Below are 26084 nucleotides of genomic sequence, written 5' to 3'. Positions count from 1 at the left end.
AATCACACGCAATCGTGCGAGCCGCGGAAGCGGCATCCGTCGCGAGGCGCGACTCCGCTCGTCCCGCATCGAGCGGAGTCGCGCCACGCAACCGGTCAGCAGTCGATCCCGAGTACTTCCCTGGCGGTTGCATCCACGGCCTTGCGCATCATGCCAACCAGTTCGTCGATTTGCGCATGGTCGATCACGAGCGGCGGCGCAACGATCAGCCGGCCGTTCGTCGAACGCACGATCGCGCCGAGTTCGAACCCGACCGTCCGGCTGTGCCAGGTCAGATCGGCCTCGTTCGCGAAACGCTCGCGTGTCGCCTTGTTCTTCGCGAACTGGATGGCACCGACCGCGCCCACGCCCTGGATTTCGCCGACGAGCGGATGACCGTCGAACGCATCGCGCAACGCCTGCTGCAGGTACGGGCCGGTATCCGTCTTCGTCCGCTCGACGAGACGCTCGCGCTCGAGCACGTCGAGGTTGGCCAGCGCGACGGCGGCCGCGACCGGATGCCCCGAATAGGTCAGCCCGTGCGCATAGACGCCGCCCTTCTCGACCAGCGCATCGCCGACGCGCCGGCTCATGATCAGGCCGCCCATCGGCACATAGCCCGACGTCAGCCCCTTCGCCATGCAGATCAGGTCCGGCTCGAAGCCGAAGTGGCGATGTGCGAACCATTCGCCGGTACGGCCAAAGCCGCCGATCACCTCGTCCGCGCACAGCAGCACGTCGTATTGACGGCAGATGCGCTCGATCTCCTGCCAGTAGCCGTCCGGCGGGAAGATCATGCCGCCCGCGCCCTGGAACGGCTCCGCGACGAACGCGGCGACACGATCCGCGCCGATCTCGAGGATCTTGCGTTCGAGCGACAGCGCCGCCTGCTTGCCGAATGCCTCGGGGCTCAGGTCGCCGCCGTTCGCGTACCAGTACGGCTCGTCGACGTGCGTGATGTTCGGAATCGGCAAGTCGCCCATCTCGTGCATGAACGCCATGCCGCCCAGCGACGCGCTACCGACCGTCGAGCCGTGATAACCGTTCACACGGCCGATCAGCACCTTCTTCTCCGGCTTGCCCATCACGTCCCAGAAGCGGCGCACGGTGCGAATCAGCACCTCATTCGATTCGGAACCCGAATTGGTGTAGACGACATGGCTGAAACGATTGCCGAGCAGTGCAAAGAGCCGCTCCGACAGTTCGATCACCGACGGATGCGTCGTATGAAAGAACATGTTGTAGTACGACAGTTCCTTCATCTGCCGCGCGGCCGCGTCGATCAGCTCCGGCCGGCCATAGCCGACGTTGGTGCACCACAATCCCGACATCCCGTCGAGATAGCGGGTGCCGTCGTTGTCCCACAGGTAGACGCCTTCGCCGCGCACCATCACGCGCGCGCCTTCCTGGTTCAGCGCCTTCTGGTCGACGAATGCATGCAGGTGATGCGCGGCGTCGCTGCGTTGATAGTCCTGGGTCGTGCGATGCGGAAAGTTGGGCGCATTCATGTGCGAGTCTCCGGTTTCGTTGTGTGAAGCAAGGGGCAGGTGCGCTGCCGGTGCGGCAGGCTTCGTCTGCACGGCAGCGGTGCGAGGTGATGCGGGTCGCCGCGCCGAATCAGTAACTGATCCAGGTCGTCTTGAGTCCCGTGTACTTGTCGATCGCATGCAGCGACAGGTCGCGACCGAAACCCGACTGGCGGAACCCGCCGAATGGCGTCTGCGCGCTCAACGCGTCGACGGTATTAACGGACACGGTGCCGGCACGCAGGCGGCCCGACACGCGATGCGCGCGCGACAGGCTGCCGGTCCACACCGACGCGGCAAGCCCGTAGATCGAGTCGTTCGCGAGACGGACCGCCTCATCCTCGGTATCGAACGGAAGCACCGACAGGACGGGCCCGAAGATCTCGTCGCGCGCGATCGGGTCGCCATGCTTCACGTCGATGAAGATCGTCGGCTCGACGAAGTAGCCTTTGCCATCGACGCGCGGCGCGCCTCCGCCGATCGCGAGCGTTGCGCTCTTGCGGCCGCGCTCGATCCAGTCGCACACGCGACGATGCTGGTGTTCGTCGACGATTGCGCCCATGCCGCTCGCCGGATCCAGCGGATCGCCCGGCATGAACGCGGCGGCATGCGCAATCAGCCGATCGACGAACGCATCGTGAATCGAGCGCTGTACCAGCAGCCGCGAATTCGCGGAGCACACTTCGCCCTGGTTGAAGAAGATGCCGAAGCAGGCCTTGCGGGCCGCAAGATCGAGATCGTCCGTATCGTCGAAGACCAGATTCGGGCTCTTGCCGCCGCATTCCAGCCATACCTGCTTCATGTTCGACTGCGCGGCGTACTCGAGGAATTTCTTGCCCACGGCCGTCGATCCCGTGAACGCGAGCACGTCGACGTCGGGATGCAGGCCAAGCGCCCGCCCGGCGGTCTCGCCGTATCCCGGCACGACGTTCAGGACACCCGACGGCAAGCCGGCTTCGAGCGCGAGTTCCGCGAGACGCAGCGCAGACAACGGCGATTGTTCGGCGGGCTTCAGCACGACGCTATTGCCGGCCGCCAGCGCCGGCGCCACCTTCCACGCGACCATGTCGAGCGGGAAATTCCACGGCACCACCGCACCGACGACACCGAGCGGCTCGCGCGTGACGATCGCGAGGTTGCCGGGATCGGTGGAAGCGACCTCGCCGTTCAGCTTGTCGACGGCTTCGCCGTACCAGCTGAAGAGCCCTGCAGCAGCCGGCACGTCGATGCTGATCGCATCCGCGACGCGCTTGCCCATGTTCAGAGAATCGAGCAGCGCGAGCTCCGCGCCATGCGCGACGATCAGTTCGCCAAGCCGGCACAGCACACGCTTGCGTTCGGCCGGCGCGCAACGCGACCACACGCCCGATTCGAATGCTTCGCGGGCCGCGCGCACGGCATCGTCGATATCCGCCGCGTTGCACGACGCGACTTCCGCGATGACGGCTTCCGTGGCCGGATTGATTGCGGCGAACGTATGGCCGCTTCGGGCTGGCACGTTGCGGCCGGCGATATGCGCGAGCGTTCGTGGCGCAATCTGCGCGGCGAGTTGTCTCCAGTCCGCATGCCGATAGTTTTCTGTTGAAGTTGGGTTCATTCGAGACTCCGTTGTGACGACCAGGCGTTTGTGCGTTGTTCTCCGCCTGGACTCGACCCGACGAAAGACGCCAGCGGGCACGACCGATGCCGCTGACCGCCGTGAATCGCGGCAGTCATCCGGTTGTCAAACTGTCGGTCATCAAAAAGAGATCTGAAAGAACAGTTTTTCTTCTCATTGAAGAGGTTATTTCTATTCACTCGACCGTCGTGCAGTCGGTTTTCCTGTGACTTCGCGATCGTTGGGTGGTTTATTTGGATTCGATCGTTTCGAAGTTCGACGGCGATGGACGGCGCGACTCGCGGCGCCGAATAGCGGTGCGGCGTTGCATATCGTCCGGTCCGACCACATACTGGTCAGCCCATACGAACAAGGCTGCTTCGATGGTGACCGTCGATCAGGATGCTGCTTCGGTGCTGGGTGCGATCGGATCTGCCGTGTCCCTGCTGGCAGCGATTCCGTATGCGCTCGCGATCTATCGGCGCACCGTCCGTCCGCATCTGTTCACGTGGCTCGTCTGGTCGGTCGTCACCGCGATCGCGGCCGCCGGCCAGTTCGTTGCCGGTGCCGGCCCTTCGGCATGGTGTACGGCGGCGATCGCCGTCACCTGTTTCCTGACCTTCGTCGCGAGCATTTTTCGAGGCGAGCGCGGCTGGACGCGCATCGACTGGGTTTTTCTGTGCGCGGCGTTGTCGGCGATTCCGCTCTGGATGCTGACCGACGACCCGACGATCTCGATCTGTCTCGTCACGCTGATCGAGCTTGCCGGCCTCGGCCCGACCGTGCGCAAGACGCTGCACGATCCGTGGAGCGAGAGTCTCGCGTATTTCGCGCTGTGCGTGCTCAAGTACGCGTTGGCGTTGCTGGCGCTAAGCAGGTGGAATGTCGCGGTCGCGTTCTATCCATCGGTCAACATCATCGCGTCGATCGGCATCTGCACGCTGATGATCGTCCGGCGCCAGGCGCTGCCGAAAGCGGAGTAACGTCTGTCGGGTAACCGTGATGCCGGCATGCCCGCAACGTGTGAGTCGCCGCGAGAACCGTGCGACCATGCGTGGCGCCATGCTTCTTCGAAATGATGTGGGGCCGCGATATGGATGCCGTTCGGGATACAGTCCGTGCAGTGATCGAACCGTATGAAGCCGCACTTCGCGCGGCCATGCTGACCAACGACGCCGGGGTACTCGACACGTTACTGGATGACGATCTGATCTTCACCGTTCCGAGCGGGGTGATCATTTCGAAGAACGACGACCTGTCCGCGCACCGGGCGAAGCTGCTGCGTCTCGACGCACTGGATATCCAGGAAATGCGGGCGGATGCGATCGGAGAGCTGATCCTGACGACGACAAGAGCAATGCTTGCAGGTCGTTTCGACGGCACCGCCTTCAGCGGTACGTTTGCCTATACGCGCTTGTGGCGCCGGTCGGGAAGCAGTTGGCGTGTCGTCGCTGGACATGCATCGCAGATCGGGTGAGCTGCGATATGCAGGCGAATCGGTGAAGGCTAGGGTTCAAAGGTGAGTCGGCGTCGCGGCCGGCTCGCACCGACATACGATCGACCAGCCAAAGCAATCTGCCACTGCCCGCTCGCATTTCTGCCGCGCAAATGCAAAAACCCCCGCCTGTTCGGGCGGGGGTTCTCGGCTTAGGGAGCCTGACGATTACCTACTTTCACACGGGTATCCGCACTATCATCGGCGTAGAGTCGTTTCACGGTCCTGTTCGGGATGGGAAGGGGTGGGACCGACTCGCTATGGTCATCAGGCAAAGAGGGTTGTCACGCTGCTTCGCAACGCGACCAATCCGGGAAGAAGCAGTAATCTTGGTTGTGTGTATCACACACGAGAATCCAACCTGTCGCCTGGATCCTGCTCAGTGCCTTCGCACCGCGCCGATCTACAAGGCAGACTTGTTATAGGATCAAGCCTTACGGGCAATTAGTATCAGTTAGCTGAACGCATTACTGCGCTTACACACCTGACCTATCAACGTCCTGGTCTCGAACGACCCTTCAAGGGGATCTAGTCCCCAGGGATATCTCATCTTAAGGCGAGTTTCCCGCTTAGATGCTTTCAGCGGTTATCTCTTCCGAACATAGCTACCCGGCGATGCCACTGGCGTGACAACCGGTACACCAGAGGTTCGTCCACTCCGGTCCTCTCGTACTAGGAGCAGCCCCCTTCAAATATCCAACGCCCACGGCAGATAGGGACCAAACTGTCTCACGACGTTTTAAACCCAGCTCACGTACCTCTTTAAATGGCGAACAGCCATACCCTTGGGACCGGCTACAGCCCCAGGATGAGATGAGCCGACATCGAGGTGCCAAACACCGCCGTCGATATGAACTCTTGGGCGGTATCAGCCTGTTATCCCCAGAGTACCTTTTATCCGTTGAGCGATGGCCCTTCCATACAGAACCACCGGATCACTATGACCTGCTTTCGCACCTGCTCGACTTGTCGGTCTCGCAGTTAAGCACGCTTATGCCATTGCACTATCAGCACGATTTCCGACCGTACCTAGCGTACCTTCGTACTCCTCCGTTACGCTTTGGGAGGAGACCGCCCCAGTCAAACTGCCTACCATGCACTGTCCCCGACCCGGATCACGGGCCAAGGTTAGAACCTCAAACAAACCAGGGTGGTATTTCAAGGACGGCTCCACCGAAACTAGCGTTCCGGTTTCATAGCCTCCCACCTATCCTACACAGATCGGTTCAAAGTCCAATGCAAAGCTACAGTAAAGGTTCATGGGGTCTTTCCGTCTAGCCGCGGGTAGATTGCATCATCACAAACACTTCAACTTCGCTGAGTCTCGGGAGGAGACAGTGTGGCCATCGTTACGCCATTCGTGCAGGTCGGAACTTACCCGACAAGGAATTTCGCTACCTTAGGACCGTTATAGTTACGGCCGCCGTTTACCGGGACTTCAATCAAGAGCTTGCACCCCATCATTTAATCTTCCGGCACCGGGCAGGCGTCACACCCTATACGTCCACTTTCGTGTTTGCAGAGTGCTGTGTTTTTATTAAACAGTCGCAGCCACCAGTTTATTGCAACCCCTTCACCCTCTGCGCGCAGGCGCATCAAGCTACAAGGGCGTACCTTATCCCGAAGTTACGGTACCAATTTGCCGAGTTCCTTCTCCCGAGTTCTCTCAAGCGCCTTAGAATACTCATCTCGCCCACCTGTGTCGGTTTGCGGTACGGTCATCGTTAGACTGAAGCTTAGAGGCTTTTCTTGGAACCACTTCCAATTGCTTCGCTCCCTAGGGAGCTCGCGCCACACCCTTGAATCCTGCGCCCGGATTTGCCTAAGCGCCTTCTCCAATGCAGCGACCGGGACTTCCAACACCCGGACAACCTTCCGCGATCCGTCCCCCCATCGCATCTAACAATGGTGCAGGAATATTGACCTGCTTCCCATCAGCTACGCATTTCTGCCTCGCCTTAGGGGCCGACTCACCCTACGCCGATGAACGTTGCGTAGGAAACCTTGGGCTTACGGCGAGGGGGCCTTTCACCCCCTTTATCGCTACTCATGTCAGCATTCGCACTTCTGATACCTCCAGCATCCCTTCCGAGACACCTTCGCAGGCTTACAGAACGCTCTCCTACCATGCACATAAATGTGCATCCGCAGCTTCGGTATATAGCTTAGCCCCGTTACATCTTCCGCGCAGGACGACTCGATCAGTGAGCTATTACGCTTTCTTTAAAGGGTGGCTGCTTCTAAGCCAACCTCCTGACTGTTTTAGCCTTCCCACTTCGTTTCCCACTTAGCTATATTTGGGGACCTTAGCTGGCGGTCTGGGTTGTTTCCCTCTTGACACCGGACGTTAGCACCCGATGTCTGTCTCCCGTGATTGCACTCTTCGGTATTCGGAGTTTGCTATGGCGGGGTAATCTGCAATAGACCCCCCAACCATGACAGTGCTCTACCCCCGAAGGTGAGACACGAGGCACTACCTAAATAGTTTTCGGAGAGAACCAGCTATTTCCAAGTTTGTTTAGCCTTTCACCCCTATCCACAGCTCATCCCCTAACTTTTCAACGTTAGTGGGTTCGGACCTCCAGTACGTGTTACCGCACCTTCATCCTGGCCATGGATAGATCACTTGGTTTCGGGTCTACGCCCAGCAACTGAACGCCCTATTCGGACTCGCTTTCGCTACGCCTGCCCTATACGGTTAAGCTTGCTACTGAACGTAAGTCGCTGACCCATTATACAAAAGGTACGCCGTCACCCCTTGCGAGGCTCCGACTGTTTGTATGCATGCGGTTTCAGGATCTATTTCACTCCCCTCCCGGGGTTCTTTTCGCCTTTCCCTCACGGTACTGGTTCACTATCGGTCGATCACGAGTATTTAGCCTTGGAGGATGGTCCCCCCATCTTCAGACAGGATTTCACGTGTCCCGCCCTACTTGTCGCACACCTAGTTCTTTCGTACTGTTTTCGCCTACAGGGCTATCACCTGCTATGGCCGCACTTTCCAGAGCGTTCGGCTAACAATACAAATAAAGAGTGCAAGGCTCATCCCATTTCGCTCGCCACTACTTTGGGAATCTCGGTTGATTTCTTTTCCTGCGGTTACTTAGATGTTTCAGTTCACCGCGTTCGCTTCACATGGCCTATGTATTCAGCCATGGATACTCCAAAAGGAGTGGGTTTCCCCATTCGGACATCTACGGATCAAAGCTCGTTTGCCAGCTCCCCGTAGCTTTTCGCAGGCTACCGCGTCCTTCATCGCCTGTGATCGCCAAGGCATCCACCACATGCACTTGTTCGCTTGACCCTATAACGAGTCTGTCTCGTTACAGGTTGAGTTCTCGCGTTGTGCCGTATTCCAAATTGAGTCAAACATAGAGTTCGAATCATCTTGAGATACATCGATACAATCACAACCCGGATAGCTTCCACGTCCATCTCAAGACGCTTCCGCTATCCAAATTACTTACTTCTTCCAGATTGTTAAAGAACGACAGCCGATATGGTGTTACTCATACCGCTCTGACTGGCTCAATCGCCAATGACAAAGACTCGAACGACGCTTCGTTCGAACGCTTGTCATTGAAGATTGGTGGAGGCAGACGGGATCGAACCGACGACCCCCTGCTTGCAAAGCAGGTGCTCTCCCAGCTGAGCTATGCCCCCATGTACAGATATGCCTCAGGGTGTACCGTCGGCTAAGACGGTGGTGGGTCTGGTTGGATTCGAACCAACGACCCCCGCCTTATCAAGACGGTGCTCTAACCGACTGAGCTACAGACCCCTGAGTCTGTCTTTAATTTACAGCCGATAAGCGTGAGCGCTCAACTTGGCGAGAAGCTCTGGAAAGGAGGTGATCCAGCCGCACCTTCCGATACGGCTACCTTGTTACGACTTCACCCCAGTCATGAATCCTACCGTGGTGACCGTCCTCCTTGCGGTTAGACTAGCCACTTCTGGTAAAACCCACTCCCATGGTGTGACGGGCGGTGTGTACAAGACCCGGGAACGTATTCACCGCGGCATGCTGATCCGCGATTACTAGCGATTCCAGCTTCATGCACTCGAGTTGCAGAGTGCAATCCGGACTACGATCGGTTTTCTGGGATTAGCTCCCCCTCGCGGGTTGGCAACCCTCTGTTCCGACCATTGTATGACGTGTGAAGCCCTACCCATAAGGGCCATGAGGACTTGACGTCATCCCCACCTTCCTCCGGTTTGTCACCGGCAGTCTCCTTAGAGTGCTCTTGCGTAGCAACTAAGGACAAGGGTTGCGCTCGTTGCGGGACTTAACCCAACATCTCACGACACGAGCTGACGACAGCCATGCAGCACCTGTGCGCCGGTTCTCTTTCGAGCACTCCCACCTCTCAGCAGGATTCCGACCATGTCAAGGGTAGGTAAGGTTTTTCGCGTTGCATCGAATTAATCCACATCATCCACCGCTTGTGCGGGTCCCCGTCAATTCCTTTGAGTTTTAATCTTGCGACCGTACTCCCCAGGCGGTCAACTTCACGCGTTAGCTACGTTACTAAGGAAATGAATCCCCAACAACTAGTTGACATCGTTTAGGGCGTGGACTACCAGGGTATCTAATCCTGTTTGCTCCCCACGCTTTCGTGCATGAGCGTCAGTATTGGCCCAGGGGGCTGCCTTCGCCATCGGTATTCCTCCACATCTCTACGCATTTCACTGCTACACGTGGAATTCTACCCCCCTCTGCCATACTCTAGCCTGCCAGTCACCAATGCAGTTCCCAGGTTGAGCCCGGGGATTTCACATCGGTCTTAGCAAACCGCCTGCGCACGCTTTACGCCCAGTAATTCCGATTAACGCTTGCACCCTACGTATTACCGCGGCTGCTGGCACGTAGTTAGCCGGTGCTTATTCTTCCGGTACCGTCATCCCCCGACCGTATTAGGGCCAAGGATTTCTTTCCGGACAAAAGTGCTTTACAACCCGAAGGCCTTCTTCACACACGCGGCATTGCTGGATCAGGCTTTCGCCCATTGTCCAAAATTCCCCACTGCTGCCTCCCGTAGGAGTCTGGGCCGTGTCTCAGTCCCAGTGTGGCTGGTCGTCCTCTCAGACCAGCTACTGATCGTCGCCTTGGTAGGCCTTTACCCCACCAACTAGCTAATCAGCCATCGGCCAACCCTATAGCGCGAGGCCCGAAGGTCCCCCGCTTTCATCCAGAGATCGTATGCGGTATTAATCCGGCTTTCGCCGGGCTATCCCCCACTACAGGACATGTTCCGATGTATTACTCACCCGTTCGCCACTCGCCACCAGGTGCAAGCACCCGTGCTGCCGTTCGACTTGCATGTGTAAGGCATGCCGCCAGCGTTCAATCTGAGCCAGGATCAAACTCTTCAGTTCAAACCTGTTACTGTTTTCGGTTCTTTCGAACCGGTCGCTCACTCAAAGCTGACAGGAATATGAATTGCTTCATAAACCTGACTTACTTTAGTGTGAGACTCTTGATACTTTCGCTATCTGATCCGAGGGTCAGTTCGCGTCCATCAAGCGCCCACACTTATCGGCTGTTAATTTTTAAAGAGCGTGACTGCGAGGAAGCTTTCTTTCTCAGCAGCGCTGCGTTTTCAGCAGCAGAGAAGCGAGATTATGAACCGCTTTTTTCAGATCGTCAACAACATTTTTAACTGCTTCGTCGCGACGGCTGGGGTTCAACTCCGTGTGCGCCAAGGCTCGACAGCAACCTCGACCGCACCGCTTCCCTTCCTTCCTCTCCCGCGCCGTGTTTCCGTTAGCGCGAAAGAGGCGTGATTCTAAGCACCCACCCCCATCTCCGCAAGCCCCTTTGTGAAAATATTTTGAAAAAGCCTCCGTGCGCTGCCGCGCACGGAGGCTTTGGATATGACGGGCCGCAGTCACAACAGGAACGCCTTATATGAATCGACGGCAAGCCTTTCTTTCATCCTATATAAAGGCAGCACGCTGCATCGCGTGTTCGACCGTATTCCGCACCCTCGTCTCGCGGGCCACCTGGCTACTGAACGCATAGAGGGTTTCGCGCCGTCGAGTATCATGCCGCGATCGAACAACGCACTCATACCGACGATGGACAGCACCACTCAATCCGGCGACACCGATCTCCGCGACGAATATGCCGCGCTGCGCGAGCGCGCCGTCATGCTGGAAGAACAAGTTCCGCCGCTTCTGCAACGCATCTCGGATGTCCTCCCGCGCATCAGCGGCGAATCCGAACTGGCGGACGAGCATCGCGAACGGCTCGTCGGCGCGCGCAATGCGGCGATGGTCTCGATCGAAAACTATCAGCAGGCGATTCCGTTCCTTCAGACCGCCGACTCGATCATCGAACAGCTGGACAAGACGCCCGAGCGCGACGAGGACATCGAATGGCGCGAATCGCTGCTGCAACGGCTCGATGAACTGATCGACGTCGCGGTCGTGATGATCGACGATGCGCAGGGTTATTTCGAGCAGGCGGCCGCTTGCGATCTGTCCAGCGTGCCGAAGTCCATTCTCGAAGACTGAGCGTCACCCGAGCGCGGCGTATCGACTGCCCATGTCGCGTACGCCGCCTGCGTCGCGCGTGCACCGCGCAGCGCAGCTGCAGCGCCGACAGTCGGCCGCATCTCCCGCAAAAGCTCACCTCGCCTTAGCCGGCATTCGCCGGCCGCACACCATGGTCAAAGCGCGTCGAGAACGATCGTCTCGCTGACGACCGGCACACGGATATATCCGCCCTGCGCATCGCCATATGCATGCGCGTTTCCGTCGATCACACATTGCGCGGTCAACGCACAAAGCGCGGCGTCCCGCGCATCGACCGATCGCAGCGTCGAGACGTCGATCCCCAGCCGTTCCAGCAATTGCCGGCGCTGGATACGTTTCTGCTTCGCGGAAGCAATCGCCTTGCCGAGCATCGCGCAGGTAATCGCGTACGGATAAGTCTCGAAGCTCACGCGGCCGCCGCCATACCGCGCATCGGTCAGCAGCGGATACGCATCCGCCAGCGCGCGGTAAACGCGCTCCCCCATGAACATCCAGTCGAAGAAGCCCGACGTGCTGGCAATGGCCTGCTCGCGCGACGGCGTCGGGAAACACGAGATCCGTTCGCGCGCGAGCGCCTGCTCGGCCGCCCGACGTCCGCTTCCGGTCCACCACAGGCTCGGCGCATCGACGCCGACGGCCACGACATCATGCTCGACGCACAGCGCAGGCAGCGCCTCGGGCGCAATCTTCGCCTCCCGACACACGATCGTCGCACCACGCAGGATCACGAGATCGCATTGTTTCCTGTCGCCGCCCACGTCGACGCCCGCCACCGCGGGCAGCGGCCGGGCGGTGGATCGGGATCGGATCGCCGACATGGCCGCGCTCAGTGCGTCGGCCGTGCGTCGTACGCGACGTCGAAGATCCCCTCCAGGCCGGGATGCACGCCGCGCATCCGGTCGACGACGGATTTCGCCCAGTCGAAGTACGCCTGCTTGCGCTCGAGCGGCCAGTCCGCGGGCGGATGCCGCGCGATGTCGCGCAGATTGCAGATCTTGTCGGCCAGCTTCACGAGCTTCGCGCGCCGGCTGATGGTCGCCGCATGCTCGACCTGCAGGCGCTTGCGCTCGTCCTTCGGCAACGACTTGTCGTCGGTGACCTCCATCACGATGTCGGCGACGTCCTTGCCGAACAGCCGCAGCAGCTCCTGTTCGGTGGTCTCCGTATCCTCGATCGTGTCGTGCAGCACGGCCGCGACGATCACGCGCTCGTCCTCGATGCCGGCTTCGTTTGCCAGCACGTCGGCAAGCGCAATCGGATGATTGATGTACGGCGACGCCTCGTCGTCCTTGCGCCGCTGATTGCGATGCTTGTCGGCCGCGAACGCAATGGCGGCTACCAGCTTGTTCATATTGACCCCCCGTATGGCCGGACCCGCGACCGTCAGAACCGGTCGCGTGCGTTTCGGAACCGCACATACTACCTGTACGCGATGACCTTTCCCGAGTATCGGCACATCGGGCCGCCCGGCGTCATGCGCCGGCCGCCTCGCGCTGCAGCGCGACCACGTTGACCTGTGCGCCGAACACGTCCCGCACGAGCGGCAGCAAATGGTCGTGGTGCGTCAGGAACAGCACCTGGGTTCGCGTCGACAGATCGCGCAGCGCCTCGAGCCCGGCCTTCGCGCGCGCATCGTCGAAGTTGATGAACAGATCGTCGGCGACGAACGGCAGCCCGGTCCTGCTGGCGAGCTGTAGTTCCAGCGCCGCGATTCGCAGCGCGAGAAACAACTGATCGCGCGTGCCTTCGCTCAGGCCGACGACTTCGACCGACGTGCCCTTCGTGCGCCGCGCATACAGCGCGGGCGGCGTTCGTTCGGTGTCGACGGTCAGCCGCGCGAATTCGCCTAACGTGAGCCCCGCGAAGATCTCGCTCGCGCGCCGAAGCATCGGCCCTTGCTTCTGATCGCGATAGCGATCGGTCGCCCACTTCAGCAAACGGCTCGCGGTAGCCGCCTCCAGATACTGTTCGGCCGCGTCGCCCATCGCGGCCAGCGCTTCCTGCCGCTTCGCCTCGGCCACGGCCGCGCTCGCGTGACCGTCGATGGCGCCGAACGCCTGTTGCGCCACGACCTGTCGCTGCGCGAGCGCGTTCAACCGCTTGCCGACGTCGCCGAGCGCCTGCTTGGCCGCTTCGAGATGCACGGGCACGTCGGCGATCTCCTGCTCCGCGACCTCTGCCTCGATGGCCTGCTGGGACAGCCCGTCGCCGTCGCGCACCAGCGCTTCCTTTGCGGCATCGACGGCCTGTCGGAACTGGCGCTGCCGATCCGATCGCTCGGCAAGCGGCAACGCCGCATCGATCGACGCGACGCCGGCCAGTTGCAGCAGCGGCTGGATGCGGGCATCCGCACCCGCCACCGCGGCAGACGCATCGGCGAGCTTGCCGTCCGCCTGGCGCACCGCCTCGTCGGCACGACCAATCGCGCGCGCGGTTTCGCGCGCCGCCGCCACGCGCATCGTCAGCTTGCGTGCAACGTCCAGCCAGTCGCCGCTCTTGAGCCACTCGGGTTCGAGCGCTTCGGCCAGTCGCCGTGCACCGGCCTCGAGCGCGGCCAGCTCCGCACGAATCGCGGCAATCCGGTTGCGCGGCGCATCGGCGTCGGCCAGTTCGGCCGTCACCGTGTTCGCGAGCGCGAGCGCACCTTCGGCAGCAGCCTGCGTCCCTGCGTTCGCGGACAGTTTCGCGTTGGCAAGCGCGTCGCGCCACTGCGTGCTCCATGCATCGTAGGCAGCCTGAGCCTGGCCGGCGCGCAAACGCGCCGTCGCGCATCCGCGTTCGGCTTCGCGCGCGCGATCCTCGAGGCTGTCCTTCTGCGCGAGCGTCTTCTCGGCCGACTGCACGAAGGTCTCGGCAATGGCGATGAGTGCCGCCAGCCCGTCCGCGTCACTGCCGCGCGACACCAGACGCAGCGCCGAACGCAACGCGGCTTCCGCATCGATCCGTGCATCGCGAACCGTCGCGAATTCGCGGCGCTGGCGGTCGAGCTCGGCCTGCGCGGCGAATACCGCGTCGCGCTTCGCGAGCCAGTCGCCCATCGCCGCCAGCGGCATGCCCGGGACACCGGCCGTCGCCGCCAAGTCGGACCACGCGTCGCGATGCGCGGCCCACTCGCGTTCGCGCTCGTCCACCGCGGCCTGCCGGCGTGTCAATACGGCACGTGCGGACTCGACCTGCTGACGCAGCGATTGCAGCGTCGCCGCCGCCTGCGTGGCGCCGAGCTGCGCATCGACGAGTTCGTCGGCCAGGCGAATCGCATCGTCGACGGCCGGTGCGCCCGTGGCGAGATCGACCGCACCGCTGCGAATGTCGCCCCACGCGCCATCACGACGCGCACGCGCCGCCAGCACCTCGGCGGTCGTGACGACCTTGTGGGTCTCCGCGAAATGCTTCTCCTGCAGCTCGAGCCGTTCGTATTCTTCGTGCGCGCTGTCCCGTGCGTCGCGCGCAGCGGCCGCCGCGCTCGCGCGCTCGCCTGCTTCGTTGAGCAGTGCACCGAGCCGAGCCACCGACGGCACGTCGAGCACACGCAGCGTGTCGACCGGCTGGCGCCACTGGCCGAGCGCATCGAGCGTGTCGGCAAGCGTACGTTCGGCGGCGGCGATGTCGCGTTCGAGTGCCTGTTCGCGCTGGCCGCTCGCGCGAAAACCCTGCGCCTCGGCAAGCGACGCACGAAGCGCCTCCGGCACCTCGACGGTCGACAGGCACGCCAACTGCTCGTGGACCTGTGCCAGTTCCTGCGTGCGCTCGTCGAGCGATTCGCGCGCACCGGCCAGCGCCTGATGCAGCGCGCCGTGGTCGCGCAACAGGTTTGCGACCGTCTTCAGCGACAGCGCGCTCGGCAATGCCGCGCGCAGCGACGCCTCGTCGGTCGGCCAGCCGAGCTGTGCGGCGGCAGCGCCCGCAGCGGACAGATGCCGCTCGACGTCCGCACCGAGCAGCAGCAGATCCTGTGCGTGATTCATGCACGCGCCGCGCAAGCGGTCGAGCGCTTCGATGTCGCCCTCGAGCGCCAGCGCGTCGGCATCCGGATCGATCGCATCACGCGCCTGCCGTTTCGCGAGCAGATCGGCGCGCCGTTCCTCGCACACCTTCTGTTCGGCCGCGAGATCGCCTTGCGCTTTCAACAGGTCCGCATACGCGGTCGGCGGCAACTCGACGACCGCGCCCAACTCGGCCAGCGCCGCTTCCTTGACCGTCAGTTCCTTCAGATACGGCGCCAGCCGCCGCACACGCTCGAGCTTCGAGCGCAGCGCTTCGAGGCGGCGCTGCTCCGCGCGCGCCTGCTCGATCTCGTGCTCGACCGCGTCGCGCGCCTCCTTGCGGTCGACCCAGTCGCGCGTACGCACCTGGACCGTCTTCAGTTCGCCGACGGCTTCGTTGAACGACGTCTCGGCCTGCGCGAACGCGCTGCCGCTGCGGCGCGGCGCCCACAGCTCGCCCGCACGTGCGTCGAGCTCCTCGCGCACGGGCCCGAGCGTGCCGACGCCTGCCGCCGACTCGAACAGCACCTGACCAAGCTTGTCGGATGCATCGAGAATGCTCCGGCCACCGTCGACGAGCCGCCCGTGGTCGAGCCCGAACATCTGCTCGAAGAACTCGCGTGTCGCGCCGTCGAGGATCGCCGCGAGATAGTCGTCCGGCAGCTTGTCGTCGGCGGGGGTGCGCAACGGGCTGCGCCCGCGGGCGCGATGAAACGCGAGTGCGCCGGCGCCGCCCTCCAGCACGCCGCCGATCCGCAGTTCGGGCGTCGCATGCAGGAAGTCGAGCGGCGTCTGCAGCTTCATCCCGAACAGCAGCTCCGACACGGCCGTCCGGATCGTCGACTTGCCGGCCTCGTTCGGCCCCACGATCACGTGGAAATCCTCGCTGGCCGACGGGAAGCGCAGCGTCTCGTCGGTGAACTTGCCGTACTTGATCAGATCGAGCTGACTGATGCGCATCGCTTACTCTCCTCTCGCCAGCCGCGCGAGCAACGCGGGACCGACCTGCTCGACGAGCGCCGTGAGCTCACCCGCACGCGCCATCGTCAGCAGCGGCACCTCTTCCTTCACGTCGCTGCGCACCTTGCCGACGAACGGCTTCAGGTCGCGCTCGAGCAGCGCAAGAAAGTCCGGATCGCGCGCCGCGTCGGCCAGGATCTGCTTCAGGTCCTCCAGCGCTTCGAGTTGCTCGCTCTCGCCCGGTTGCTGCTCGGGCGCGGACGTCGCGAGCCGGACCTTCTCCAGCCACAGCCGCTCGTTGCCGATGATCCCGATCTGGTTCAGCACCTCCGCGCGCAACTGCGGCGCACGACCGAAAAAGAGGCCGTGCGCAGGCGTGCGCCCCGTGACCGTCACGCGCACCGCGCGCGGCACGTGGCCATCGACCTCCAGCAGCGCCTCCAGCGACTGGCCGATCTTTCTCGACAGATCGGCGACAGTGAAGCAGTCGGATGCGTCGACGGATACGGCTTCCCAGCGCAGCACGTCGAGGTACAGGCGTTCGACGTGCGTGCGGCCCTGCTCGAGCGTCACGAGCACCGCGCCGCGGCGGCCCGTCTCGCGGATATGGCGCCCCTGCAGATTGCCGGGAAATACGACGGTCGACGGCCCCGTCCATTGCTGGAATTCGTGCACGTGGCCGAGCGCCCAGTAGTCGTAACCTTTCGCGTGCAGTTCCGCCAGCGTGCACGGTGCGTAGTTCGCGTGCGCCGCATAGCCTTCGAGCGCCGTGTGCAGCACGCCGATGTTGTAGTAGCCCGGCACGGGATCCGGATAGCCGATCGCGAGATTGTCGACGACAGCCTTGTCCTTGAAGCTCTGTCCGTGCAGCGCGATGTCGAACTCCGGCAACCGGTGCGTTTCCGGCTTCCGGTGGCCGAACACGGTGACGTTGTCGGGCAGCGTCAGCTTCTTCGTCATCTCGCTTTCGGCGTCGTGATTGCCGCCGAGCACGAATGCGCGAATGCCGGCCTTGCGCAGGCGGCCCATCTGCTGGCCGAAGAAAATGCCGGTGTTGTGATCCTTCCAGTCGCCGTCGTACAGGTCGCCGGCGATCACGAGGAACGCAACCTCCTCTTCGATCGCACGATCCACGAGTTGCCGCAGTGCCTCGCGCGACGCGTTGCGCAACTGCGCGGCCGGCGCGTCGGGATATGCGCTCAAGCCGTGCAACGGGCTGTCAAGGTGAATGTCTGCCGCGTGGATGAACTTCACGAAGATTCCTCTGTGTCATGACGATGAGGCGATGTCGATCAGACATGCTTGCCTGCCTCGACCGGCGGCGCCCGCGGGCGGCCCGGCAACCGGAAGCCCCGCTATTTAAGCATGGCGGGCGAGCAATGGGCAGAGCGTGCCGGGCCGCCCGTTTCGGTCCGTGGCAGACGCATCCGGTCGCGATATGTGGCGCGCCAATGAAAAAAGCCCGGCCCGCATCGAAGCGGGCCGGGCCTTGGCTCGGAGCGGATCGCTTACAGCGCGCCGCCTTGTGCCGACGCCGAACCCTTCACGCCGACCGATGCGCCGCCCTGCACCGAGTTCGTCGCGCCCTCGAGCGCTTCACCGGCCTTCGCCTTGGCGCCGCCGGCGACATCGCCCGCCGTCGACATCGCGCCTTGCGCGTGGCGCTTCGCCGAAGCCGCGGCGTGCTTCACGTGCGACTTCGTTGCGTGCGCAGCCGATGCTGCCGCATCCTTCGCCGAGCCAGCGGCCGAACCGACCGCGTGCGTCGCGCCGCCAACCGCATTGCCGGCCGCCGAGCCGACGCCGCCGACCGTATTGCCGACGCCGTGCAGCGCGCCACCGACGAGGCTGCCTGCGCCCGAACCCGAGCCCGCCGCATTCGCGCCTGCGCCGCCCTGCACGCCCACGCCGCCGCCGAGCAGCGGCGTCTGGACCTGCGCACCGACGCCAGCGGAACCTTCCGCGCCCGTCTGCGCCGTTTGTGCGAAAGCGGCCGATGCGATTGCCGTCAGCGCGGCACCAAGCAGGATCGTGCGAATCTTGTTCATGGTCATTCTCCCCAAAGACGTTGTTGCTGCGGGCCGCCTTCGTGCGGCTTGTCGCATGCCTTGCCGCGACGTGCGGCAGGTGGAGCTAATGTAGCGGCGCCAACGTCCGAAGCCACCCAATTGCGGGGACTGTTACTTCAGTTGCAAATGCTGACGATTGACTCACACTGTTTGACAAACATGCCGTGCAGCCATGGATTGTGAATCATCCGATGGTACGCATCGGCGCGGCAGGCACGAGGCATCGGTCAGCACGGGAAGCGGCCATTTTGATATGCATTCCAAAGCAAGTGAATCGGCCAGCCGTCGACACGACCCGACAGCCGGCTTCTCGCGATCAATTCGATGTCATCGGCAACGCATGCCGCAATGTCGGCGTTCCCCGATGCCCTGAACGCAAGCCTGAACGCCTTTTCCCTCAGCACGTCCACTGCCGGCTTGTCGAGCGCGGCGCCCGGATCGCCGTCGACCTCGTCGAACGCTGCCATCCATGGCGTATCGAAAGGCTCGGCATCGCGACTGCCCAGCACGCGATCGCAATCGACGTCGCCAAGGAAATCGAAGAAGCCCGGGGCCGACAGGATTGCGTCCATTTCAAGCAGATGCGGGTTCGTCACGGCAATCCCTTGCCACGATACGTGGCGATTCCATTCATCGATCGGCCCTGCCGCGACGCACCGCATCGGCTTTCGGATCGGCGACGCGCGGCTCCGGCGCTGCCGTTGCCGGCAGGCCAGGGCCGCGCGCCGTCCCGGGATACCGTCTGTTTACGGTCTGAACGTGTCGCCCAGCACGACGCCTTCGCGACGCGGATCGGTGCCGCCCTGCAACACGCTCGCCTGCCCGAGCGTCACGCGCATCACCGTGTTGACGCCGCTCGCCTGTGCGGACGTCGACACCTTGTGGCCGAGCGCGACGAGCCCCGTGATCAGCGGATCGTTCGCGCCATTGTTCGATGCGTCGACGTTCGGATGTTCACCGCCGATAGTCGTCGTCGGGCTGTTGCTCGCGCCGAAATCGACGAGCCCCGCGGATTGCTGCGCATCGAGCCCCCAGTCGAGCGCGCCGACGAGCGTCTTGACCACATATTGCGGAATCGTACCGCCGCCCGGCGAACCGGTGGCCATCACGAAGGCACCACGCGAACCATCGGCGGCCTTGCCGAACACGATCGTCGGCGCCATCGAGCTGCGCGGCCGCTTGCCGGGTTGCAGGCGGTTCGCCACCGGATTGCCGGCGCTATCGACCGGGTTCGCCGAGAAATCGGTCAGCTGGTTGTTCAGCAGGAAGCCGTTGGTCATGTGAAACGAGCCCATGCTCGACTCGACGGTCGTCGTCGCACTCAACACGCTGCCGTCGCCATCGACGATCGTGAACTGGTTGGTGCCGTGCTCGATCAGCGTCGTGTCGACACCGAGCGGCACCGAGCCGAGATCGCCCGGTTGCGCGGTTCCCATGCTCTTGCTCGTGTCGATCAGCGCCGCACGCGACTTCAGGTACGGCTTGTTCAGCAACGTGTCCCACGTGCCGCCCGGCAGCGGCACGAAATCCGTATCGGCCACGTACTTGTCGCGGTCGGCATACGCGAGACGCTCGGCTTCGGTCACGAGATGCACGCCGGCGACGGTCGGCTTGCCGCCTTCCAGATCGATCGCCATCGGCTTCATCGGCTTCAGGTCGAAGTTCTCGAGAATGCCGAGCGCCGATGCAACCGCAATACCGCCTGAAGACGGCGGCGGCATCCCGCATACCCAGTAGCTGCGATAGGTCGTGCACACGGATTCGCGGCGCTTCGCCTGGTATGCGGCCAGATCCGCGACGGTCGTCTTGCCCGGCGTGATCGTCGAACCGTCCGCGCCCTTCGCCGTCGCGATCTTCGCAACGATGTCCTGCGCGATCTGCCCTGTGTACAGCGCATTCGCGCCGGACTGCGCCATCAGCGTCAGCGTGCGTGCGTAAGCCGGGTTCTTCAGTACCGTGCCGAGCGTTTTCGGCGAACCGTCCGCGTTCAGGAAATACGCGGCGGCCTCGGGATCGCGTTTCAGGTTCGCGGCGTTCGATGCGATCGCGTCGGCCAGCCGGCCGCCGATCGGAAAGCCGTTGGTCGCGAGCGTGATCGCGTCGCCGAACAGGCCCTGCCACGGCAGCTTGCCGTGATCCTGCTGCAATGCCTCGATGAGCCTCGGCACGCCGATCGTGCCGATCGAACGGCCGCTTGCACGCGCGTTCGGCTGCGGCGCCGACTGGTCGCTCTGGTCGTCGACGTAGCGCAGGTAGTTCTCCGTTGCAGCGGCCGGTGCGGTTTCCCGTCCGTCGTACGCCTGCAGCGTCTTGCCGCGCGCATCGTAGTAGAGCAGCACGCCGCCCGACCCGAGGCCCGTCGCCTCCGGCACCGTCAAACCCAGCACGGCCTGCACGGCGACCGCCGCATCGGCGGCCGTGCCACCCCGCTTCAGCACCGCGCAACCGGCCGCGCTCGCATACGCGTTCGAGGTCGCGACGAGGTAGGTTTTTGCATAGACGGGTTTCATGCCGGTGCGGTAGCCCGACGCGGCCTCGGGCAGCGACGGATCGCCCGGCTGGTTCGAGCCGACGACGACCGTCGAACCGCTGTTGTCGAGCGCGAGGCAGCTCGCGTCGGATCCGGGCGCCGGCGTCGCGCCTGCGTCGTTTTCGATGTCGTTACCGCCGCATGCCGTCATCATGGCGGCTGCAACCAGTGCGGACGCATACGGGAAGATCGCTGTTCTGTTCATTGTCTGTCGATGTTCTTGTAGGTCGTTGCGATGTTCGTCACGCTGCCTGCGCCCCCCTCGGTGCGCGGGCAGCGCAGTCGATAGTCCCACGAACGGATTTTTTTGCGCAATAAGGAAATGATGCGATGTGACCGGCGGTTGTGTGTGTGTAACGTCACCGAACCTGCACGCGGAATCGCGCGACACGCATGAGCTGCGTCGTGCTGCGCCGCGAAACGGCCTCACTTGACGACGCCCGCGCTTGCGCCGACAATCGCCGCACCTTCCTGGCGCGGGCACTCGATCCAGCCGGCACGGGCGTCTCCTCGACGCTGCGCCGGCTTCAGGTTTTCCAGTCCCGATCTCCGCGCCGCCGTGCCCACGCACGCACATCCACCGGCGCGGCCGGAAACGCTGTCTCGAGTATCGTCCCCAACGTCGGTTGAGCACGGCGCGCTCACACGTGCACGCGCATATTCACTTCGGAGTCCGTTATGATCGTTCGCCTTTCCAAGGCCGCCATGGTGCTCGCCATGGCTTTCTTCGCCTCGCTCGTCGCGTTCGGCAACATGACCGATTACGCGACGAATTTCGCGTTCGTGCACCACGTCTTTCTGATGGACACGACCTTTCCCGGCAACGGCATCATGTATCGCGCCATCGATACGCCGTGGGTTCATCACGCCGGCTATGTCGCGATCATCTCGATGGAAACGCTGACGGCCACCCTGTGCTGGATCGGCGGTATCCGGCTGCTTCGCGCGCGACGCGCGAACGACGCGGCATTTCGCGCCGCCAAATCGTGCGCGATCGCCGGGCTGACGCTCGGCTTCCTCACGTGGCAGGTCGGATTCATGTCGATCGGCGGCGAATGGTTCGGCATGTGGATGTCGAAGCAATGGAACGGCGTGCCGGACGCGTTTCGCTTCTTCATCACGCTGCTGCTCGTGCTCGTCTATCTGACGATGCACAACGACGGGGTCGACGGGCCTGACGCGGCCCGCACCGCGCGTTGAACCATCGATTTCATCGCACCGGCAGACGCATCGAACGTCGCGACGATTGCCGGCACCACCGTGTTCCGGATATAAATCGCGAATGGACACGAATCGCTGGACTCACGATCCCGTCGGCGCGTTCCGCGCGTGGCAGGAAACGGCCGCGACCGGTACTGGCCGCCGGCCATTCGCGCCGCGCTCGATCGTGCAGCACGTGGCGATGTTCGACCGGTTCCTGCGTCATCTGATCGCGCACCACGTATCGCCGGCCACCTTCGGCCCCGAGCACGTCGCGGCATTTCTGGCGGAACTCGAACGCACCTGTGCGCCCGGCACGTCGACACGCGTTCGCTACGCGAAGCTGATCGACCGGCTAAGCCGGCATCTGGTCGAAGCCGGCGTGCGGACGCACCACCCTGCCGGCCGGGCGACGCGCGATCTCGCGTGGCCGGATGGCGAACCCGAACCGTGCTGCCTGCCGTCCGATGCCGATGCCGCGCTGCAGCGCCATGTGCAGCCGCAACCGGCGGACTCGCCGGCCGCGTGCCGGAATCGCGCGATCGTCGCGCTGCTGCTCTCGAGCGGGATCACGTCGGCCGAGATGCGTGCGGTGACGTACGGCGCGCTCGATCTCGATGCGCGGCCGCCATCGCTCACCGTGCCGCGCCATCGTGCCCGGCCCGAGCGGACGCTCGCACTCGCCCCGTTCGCGCGGGCGCCGCTCGCCGCATGGCGATCGATGTCGTCCGATGCGGCCGCATCGGGACGACTGTTTCCCGCCCCGCGCGGCGGCGCAATGAACGATATGTTTCTGCTGCTCGTCGTGCGCGATGCGCTGACTGCAATCGGCTTTCATGCGGCGGACATGAGCCCGCGCGTGCTGCGCAATACGTATGCGCGCCGGCAGTTGCTCGATGGTCATCCGCATGCCGCCGTCACCGCGATGCTCGGCCTGGCCAGCTCGCGAACGGTCACGCGGATCCGTCAGACGCTGGCGCCCGATGCGGCTGCGGACCGCGCCGCACGCGAACGCTGATCGCGCTGGCGCACACGGCGGCGCGCAGCGGCGCCTATTCGCCCGTGTTCGACTGGACGAGCCGCAGGATCCGGCTGTCGTACGGCGACTGCATGACTTCGGCGATGTGGATCGCGGATGCGTCCGGGTGCAGCGGATTGAGCAGGAAATTGTGCGCATGCGGCACGACGACGCTCGGGACGCGCAGCAGTGCGCTCGGCTGCGTGTGCAGCCATTCGGTGCCGGCGCTGCGGGTCCAGTCGATGTCGGTTCGCCAGTCGGCAGGCGCATCGCCTTCCACGATCTCGGCGACGTCCACCGATTCGGGCGCCTCGACGCGAAGCAACTGGTAACCGCTCGGCAATTGCGCAACGGTGGTGATTTCGAAGTGCACGAGCGTCTCGAGCAACGCGAGCGCCGGGTGCTCGGCGAGATAGACGACGGGCTGCCCGGCAAAATGCCAGCGCCCGCCGGCACGCAATCCGCCGATGCCTTTGAGGTCCGCGTAATTGCTGATCCGCCACAACGTCGTCAAGCGAAGTACCCCTCGTCGACCTGCGTGAGAACCTCTTCGACGAGCCGCGCGCCATGCTCGGTACTCGACATGTCCAGCGACGTGCGGCCGCCGAAGCGCTGGAGCCCGTTGCGCAGCCACGCCATTGCCTTGTCCTGGTCGCCGAACGTGGCCGTCGCCTGCGCGACGATACGCGCAAGACGGATCGCCTTGTCGGACTCCTCCGGCGACAGGCGCTCCTGCGACTGACGACGATGGCTCAGCGTGCGCCGCGGGATGATGAACGCGAGTTCGTCCGACTTCAGGCCATGCTCCGACAGCCGGTCGATCACCGCGACGTCGACCCGAGCGCTCGCCAGCTCGGCAAGATCGGCGCCCGAGCGGACGCGAATCGCGAGCAACTGCTCGAGTATCGTGAATTCGGCCTGACGCGGATGCGCGACGCCCGAAGGATGGAACGCAATGGTGCTCATGACCTCTCTCCGGCAATTTGCCCATTCATTATAGGCGTTTTGCCGGAAAGACGAGGATTTGTCCGGTGCCGGGCGACGACAGCCTCTGCGGACCGTCACCTGCCGGTGCGGGCAGGTCGTTCCCCGTCATGTTTCGCCGGGGTTGCGCGAATCGAAGATTCGCCCAGGAAGGCGGCTCCCGAGATTCAGTATATAAAGTTAATGCCAACGTTACACCGTTGTCACGTAACAACTTTTCTTACGGATAAACGCTTCCCTCAGTCCCCCGGCCCACCATCGTCAGCCCGGCCACGCCGACGATCGAATCACGCTGCAGAAGTTGCCCGCGTGGAAATGCGGGTCCTTGTCGGCCAGTACGTCAGCCTTCACATTGCCGAACGTCGTATCGGGTTTGTGACGGATGCCGTCGTAGAACGCCTGAATGATGTCTTCCTTGAAATGCGGCGTACGCGGATGCGCACGGACGACCGCGTCGCGCTCGACTTCGCCGTACTCCGGATAGGTCAGCCCGAGCACGTCCATCTCCACCCCGGCGGTCACGAGCGCGACGACCGGATGCATGTGCTGCGGAATACCCGGCGTGGTGTGCAGTGCGATCGACGTCCACACAACGTCGATGTCCTGCCGCGAAATGCCCCTGCTCGCCAGGAACTCGCGCGCGGCGTTGGCGCCGTCCACTTCGAATCGCTCGCACGCGCTGCTGTGTTGATGCGTGAGCCCCATGTCGTGAAACATGCAGCCGCAATAGAGCAGTTCCGGATCGAACTCGAGCCCGCGGCGCCGGCCCGCCAGTGCGCCGAAGTAATAGACACGGCTGGAGTGATGAAACAGCAATTCGGACTCGGTATCCCGGACGAGTTCGGTGATCTCGCGAGCCAGCTGGCTATCGGGAATGGCGATGCCGGCAACGTTCATAGTCATGATCGACCTCCATTGAAGACAGCATCGATTCTCCGGAGTCCGACATGTGGCATCAATCGACGTAATACGCCAAATCCTGCCATTTCACTCGCACGACGGCCATGACTGCCGAAACCGTGAAAAACGCATTCTCAAAGCGCGCAGACAGCAGCACATCGCAGAGTGCCGCGCGTCTATACTGCTACGCGTCACGTTCGACACATCGATACAACCCGCAACCGATCATGCCGAAGGTCGTTGGTATTCTCGCGGTACCGGGCGTACAACTGCTCGACGTCGCCGCTCCGCTCGACGTATTCGCACAGGCAAACGCCGAATGCGGCAAGCCGTTCTATACGACACGGATCATCGCGACCACGTCAGGTCCGATCCGCAGTTCGTCGGGCGCGCAATTGCTGGCCGACTGGATCGCGCCGGACATCCCCGATCGGATCGACACGCTGCTCGTCGCCGGTGCGCCCGGCGCGCCCCGCATCGCACTGCGGACCGACGTTCTCGCATGGCTCAGATCGGCCGCCGTGCAAAGCAAACGCTACGGGTCGATCTGCACGGGCGCATTCATCCTCGCCGCGACCGGGCTACTGAAAGGACGACGCCTGACGACGCACTGGGCCGCCGCCGACGCGCTCGCCGAAGCCTATCCGTCGCTCGCTGTCGAAGCAGACGCGCTGTACGTACGGGATGGCAAGCTGCGTACCGGTGCCGGCGTTACGGCCGGCCTCGATCTCGCGCTCGCGCTGGTCGAGGAGGACCTCGGCCGGGAAATCGCGCGGCGCGTCGCCGCGCAACTGGTCATGTTCTTCAAGCGCCCGGGCGGGCAACTCCAGTTCAGCCGTAGCGGCGAGGCGCGCCCGGCCGGGCGCTCGGTCCTGCAGGAAGTCCAGCGCTGGATCGCCGGTCATCCGGAATTCGAACACTCGGTGGCCGAGCTCGCGAAGCATGCGGGGATGAGCCCGCGCCACTTCGCGCGGCTCTTTCGCGCGGAGGTCGGGATGACGCCCGCCGCCTGGGTCGAAACGACTCGCATCTCGGCGGCTCGCCAGTTGCTCGAAAACGGACATGACACGCCGAAGCAGGTCGCCGCGAAATGCGGTTTCGCGAATGTCGATACGCTCCGAAGAACGTTCGTCCGGCATGTCGGGATCACGCCGGCCGAATACCGGAAACGACAGGCGGTCGTTGAAGCGTGATCCGGCACGGGGCGGCGAAGCGGTATGAACGTTCTGCTTCATGCGTGAATCATGCGTGAAGGTAGAGGCAGCCCTCTGTGGCAACGCCATTGTGTCGGAGCATTTCCGCGTCC

Annotated in this window: 18 protein-coding genes, 2 tRNA genes and 3 rRNA genes; 6 read left to right on the top strand and 17 right to left on the bottom strand. The window is 63.2% G+C overall.

Annotation, left to right across the window (positions count from 1 at the left end; genetic code table 11):
• Positions 1-95: 95 nt before the first annotated feature.
• Positions 96-1487 carry an aspartate aminotransferase family protein gene (locus tag DCN14_RS32605; protein WP_096505814.1) on the bottom strand — a complete coding sequence of 464 codons (1392 nt, stop codon included), beginning with the start codon at positions 1485-1487 and terminating at the stop codon, positions 96-98.
• 109 nt (positions 1488-1596) lie between these two features.
• A complete protein-coding gene (locus DCN14_RS32600) occupies positions 1597-3102 on the bottom strand; it encodes an aldehyde dehydrogenase (RefSeq protein WP_096505812.1) in 1506 nt (501 codons plus the stop codon).
• Between the two features lie 383 nt (positions 3103-3485).
• On the opposite strand from DCN14_RS32600, the gene DCN14_RS32595 reads away from it, so the two are divergent.
• Together DCN14_RS32595 and DCN14_RS32590 are read left to right on the top strand one after the other, a co-directional pair.
• The gene (locus DCN14_RS32595) at positions 3486-4085 is read left to right on the top strand and encodes a hypothetical protein (RefSeq protein ID WP_096505810.1); all 600 of its coding nucleotides are present in this window, start codon (positions 3486-3488) and stop codon (positions 4083-4085) included.
• Positions 4086-4195: 110 nt separating this feature from the next.
• Positions 4196-4579, top strand: a complete 384-nt coding sequence (locus DCN14_RS32590) for a nuclear transport factor 2 family protein (RefSeq protein WP_096506092.1) — start codon at positions 4196-4198, stop codon at positions 4577-4579.
• 177 nt (positions 4580-4756) lie between these two features.
• Here DCN14_RS32590 and rrf read toward each other — a convergent pair.
• From rrf to DCN14_RS32560, 5 genes are all read right to left on the bottom strand, one after another.
• A 5S ribosomal RNA gene (gene rrf, locus DCN14_RS32585) occupies positions 4757-4869 on the bottom strand.
• 151 nt (positions 4870-5020) lie between these two features.
• A 23S ribosomal RNA gene (locus DCN14_RS32580) occupies positions 5021-7901 on the bottom strand.
• 283 nt (positions 7902-8184) lie between these two features.
• Positions 8185-8260, bottom strand: a tRNA-Ala gene (locus DCN14_RS32570).
• A gap of 41 nt (positions 8261-8301) precedes the next feature.
• Positions 8302-8378, bottom strand: a tRNA-Ile gene (locus DCN14_RS32565).
• 62 nt (positions 8379-8440) lie between these two features.
• Positions 8441-9973: ribosomal RNA gene (locus DCN14_RS32560) — 16S ribosomal RNA — on the bottom strand.
• Together the 16S, 23S and 5S rRNA genes with 2 tRNA genes alongside form the textbook arrangement of a ribosomal RNA operon.
• Positions 9974-10642: 669 nt before the next feature.
• On the opposite strand from DCN14_RS32560, the gene DCN14_RS32550 reads away from it, so the two are divergent.
• Positions 10643-11113, top strand: coding sequence for an ATPase (locus tag DCN14_RS32550; protein ID WP_115531482.1), 471 nt, complete (start codon positions 10643-10645; stop codon positions 11111-11113).
• Between the two features lie 155 nt (positions 11114-11268).
• Here DCN14_RS32550 and DCN14_RS32545 read toward each other — a convergent pair whose 3' ends face one another.
• The 7 genes from DCN14_RS32545 to DCN14_RS32515 all read right to left on the bottom strand — a co-directional run bounded on the left by DCN14_RS32545 (position 11269) and on the right by DCN14_RS32515 (position 20881).
• Positions 11269-11952: a DUF429 domain-containing protein gene (locus DCN14_RS32545; RefSeq protein WP_096507992.1), complete on the bottom strand. Its 684-nt coding sequence runs from the start codon at positions 11950-11952 to the stop codon at positions 11269-11271.
• A gap of 8 nt (positions 11953-11960) precedes the next feature.
• Entirely contained in the window at positions 11961-12485 is a 525-nt protein-coding gene (locus DCN14_RS32540) for an HD domain-containing protein (RefSeq protein ID WP_096507993.1), read from the bottom strand.
• A 121-nt stretch (positions 12486-12606) separates the two neighbouring features.
• Positions 12607-16077, bottom strand: a complete 3471-nt coding sequence (locus DCN14_RS32535; RefSeq protein WP_096507994.1) for a YhaN family protein — start codon at positions 16075-16077, stop codon at positions 12607-12609.
• A 3-nt stretch (positions 16078-16080) separates the two neighbouring features.
• Entirely contained in the window at positions 16081-17331 is a 1251-nt protein-coding gene (locus DCN14_RS32530; RefSeq protein ID WP_096507995.1) for a DNA repair exonuclease, read from the bottom strand.
• Between the two features lie 254 nt (positions 17332-17585).
• Positions 17586-18125 carry a hypothetical protein gene (locus DCN14_RS32525; protein WP_096508064.1) on the bottom strand — a complete coding sequence of 180 codons (540 nt, stop codon included), beginning with the start codon at positions 18123-18125 and terminating at the stop codon, positions 17586-17588.
• Between the two features lie 248 nt (positions 18126-18373).
• Positions 18374-18742, bottom strand: a complete 369-nt coding sequence (locus DCN14_RS32520; RefSeq protein WP_240327486.1) for a hypothetical protein — start codon at positions 18740-18742, stop codon at positions 18374-18376.
• 150 nt (positions 18743-18892) lie between these two features.
• The gene (locus DCN14_RS32515) at positions 18893-20881 is read right to left on the bottom strand and encodes a gamma-glutamyltransferase family protein (RefSeq protein WP_096507997.1); all 1989 of its coding nucleotides are present in this window, start codon (positions 20879-20881) and stop codon (positions 18893-18895) included.
• Between the two features lie 473 nt (positions 20882-21354).
• Here DCN14_RS32515 and DCN14_RS32510 point away from each other — a divergent pair, with 473 nt between their 5' ends.
• The gene (locus tag DCN14_RS32510) at positions 21355-21876 is read left to right on the top strand and encodes a DUF2165 domain-containing protein (RefSeq protein WP_096507998.1); all 522 of its coding nucleotides are present in this window, start codon (positions 21355-21357) and stop codon (positions 21874-21876) included.
• Between the two features lie 82 nt (positions 21877-21958).
• Positions 21959-22894, top strand: coding sequence for a tyrosine-type recombinase/integrase (locus DCN14_RS32505; protein WP_096507999.1), 936 nt, complete (start codon positions 21959-21961; stop codon positions 22892-22894).
• Positions 22895-22928: 34 nt separating this feature from the next.
• Here the strand turns inward: DCN14_RS32505 and DCN14_RS32500 are convergent, their stop codons facing one another.
• From DCN14_RS32500 to DCN14_RS32490, 3 genes are all read right to left on the bottom strand, one after another.
• Positions 22929-23408, bottom strand: coding sequence for an RES family NAD+ phosphorylase (locus DCN14_RS32500; RefSeq protein ID WP_096508000.1), 480 nt, complete (start codon positions 23406-23408; stop codon positions 22929-22931).
• On the bottom strand, positions 23405-23860 hold the full coding sequence (locus DCN14_RS32495) for an antitoxin Xre/MbcA/ParS toxin-binding domain-containing protein (protein ID WP_096508001.1): 456 nt from the start codon (positions 23858-23860) through the stop codon (positions 23405-23407). Before DCN14_RS32495 ends, DCN14_RS32500 begins: the two co-directional genes overlap by 4 nt.
• Before the next feature lie 279 nt (positions 23861-24139).
• Entirely contained in the window at positions 24140-24781 is a 642-nt protein-coding gene (locus DCN14_RS32490; RefSeq protein ID WP_096508002.1) for an HD domain-containing protein, read from the bottom strand.
• 224 nt (positions 24782-25005) lie between these two features.
• Here DCN14_RS32490 and DCN14_RS32485 point away from each other — a divergent pair, with 224 nt between their 5' ends.
• Positions 25006-25971 (top strand): GlxA family transcriptional regulator, encoded by a 966-nt coding sequence (locus DCN14_RS32485; RefSeq protein ID WP_096508003.1) that lies wholly within the window; start codon positions 25006-25008, stop codon positions 25969-25971.
• Positions 25972-26084: the final 113 nt, after the last annotated feature.

This window comes from Burkholderia sp. IDO3 (assembly GCF_003366075.1).
Lineage (GTDB): Bacteria > Pseudomonadota > Gammaproteobacteria > Burkholderiales > Burkholderiaceae > Burkholderia > Burkholderia anthina.
The sequence above is the reverse complement of the archived record's forward strand: the minus strand, read 5'-3'. Positions and strand labels throughout refer to the sequence as shown.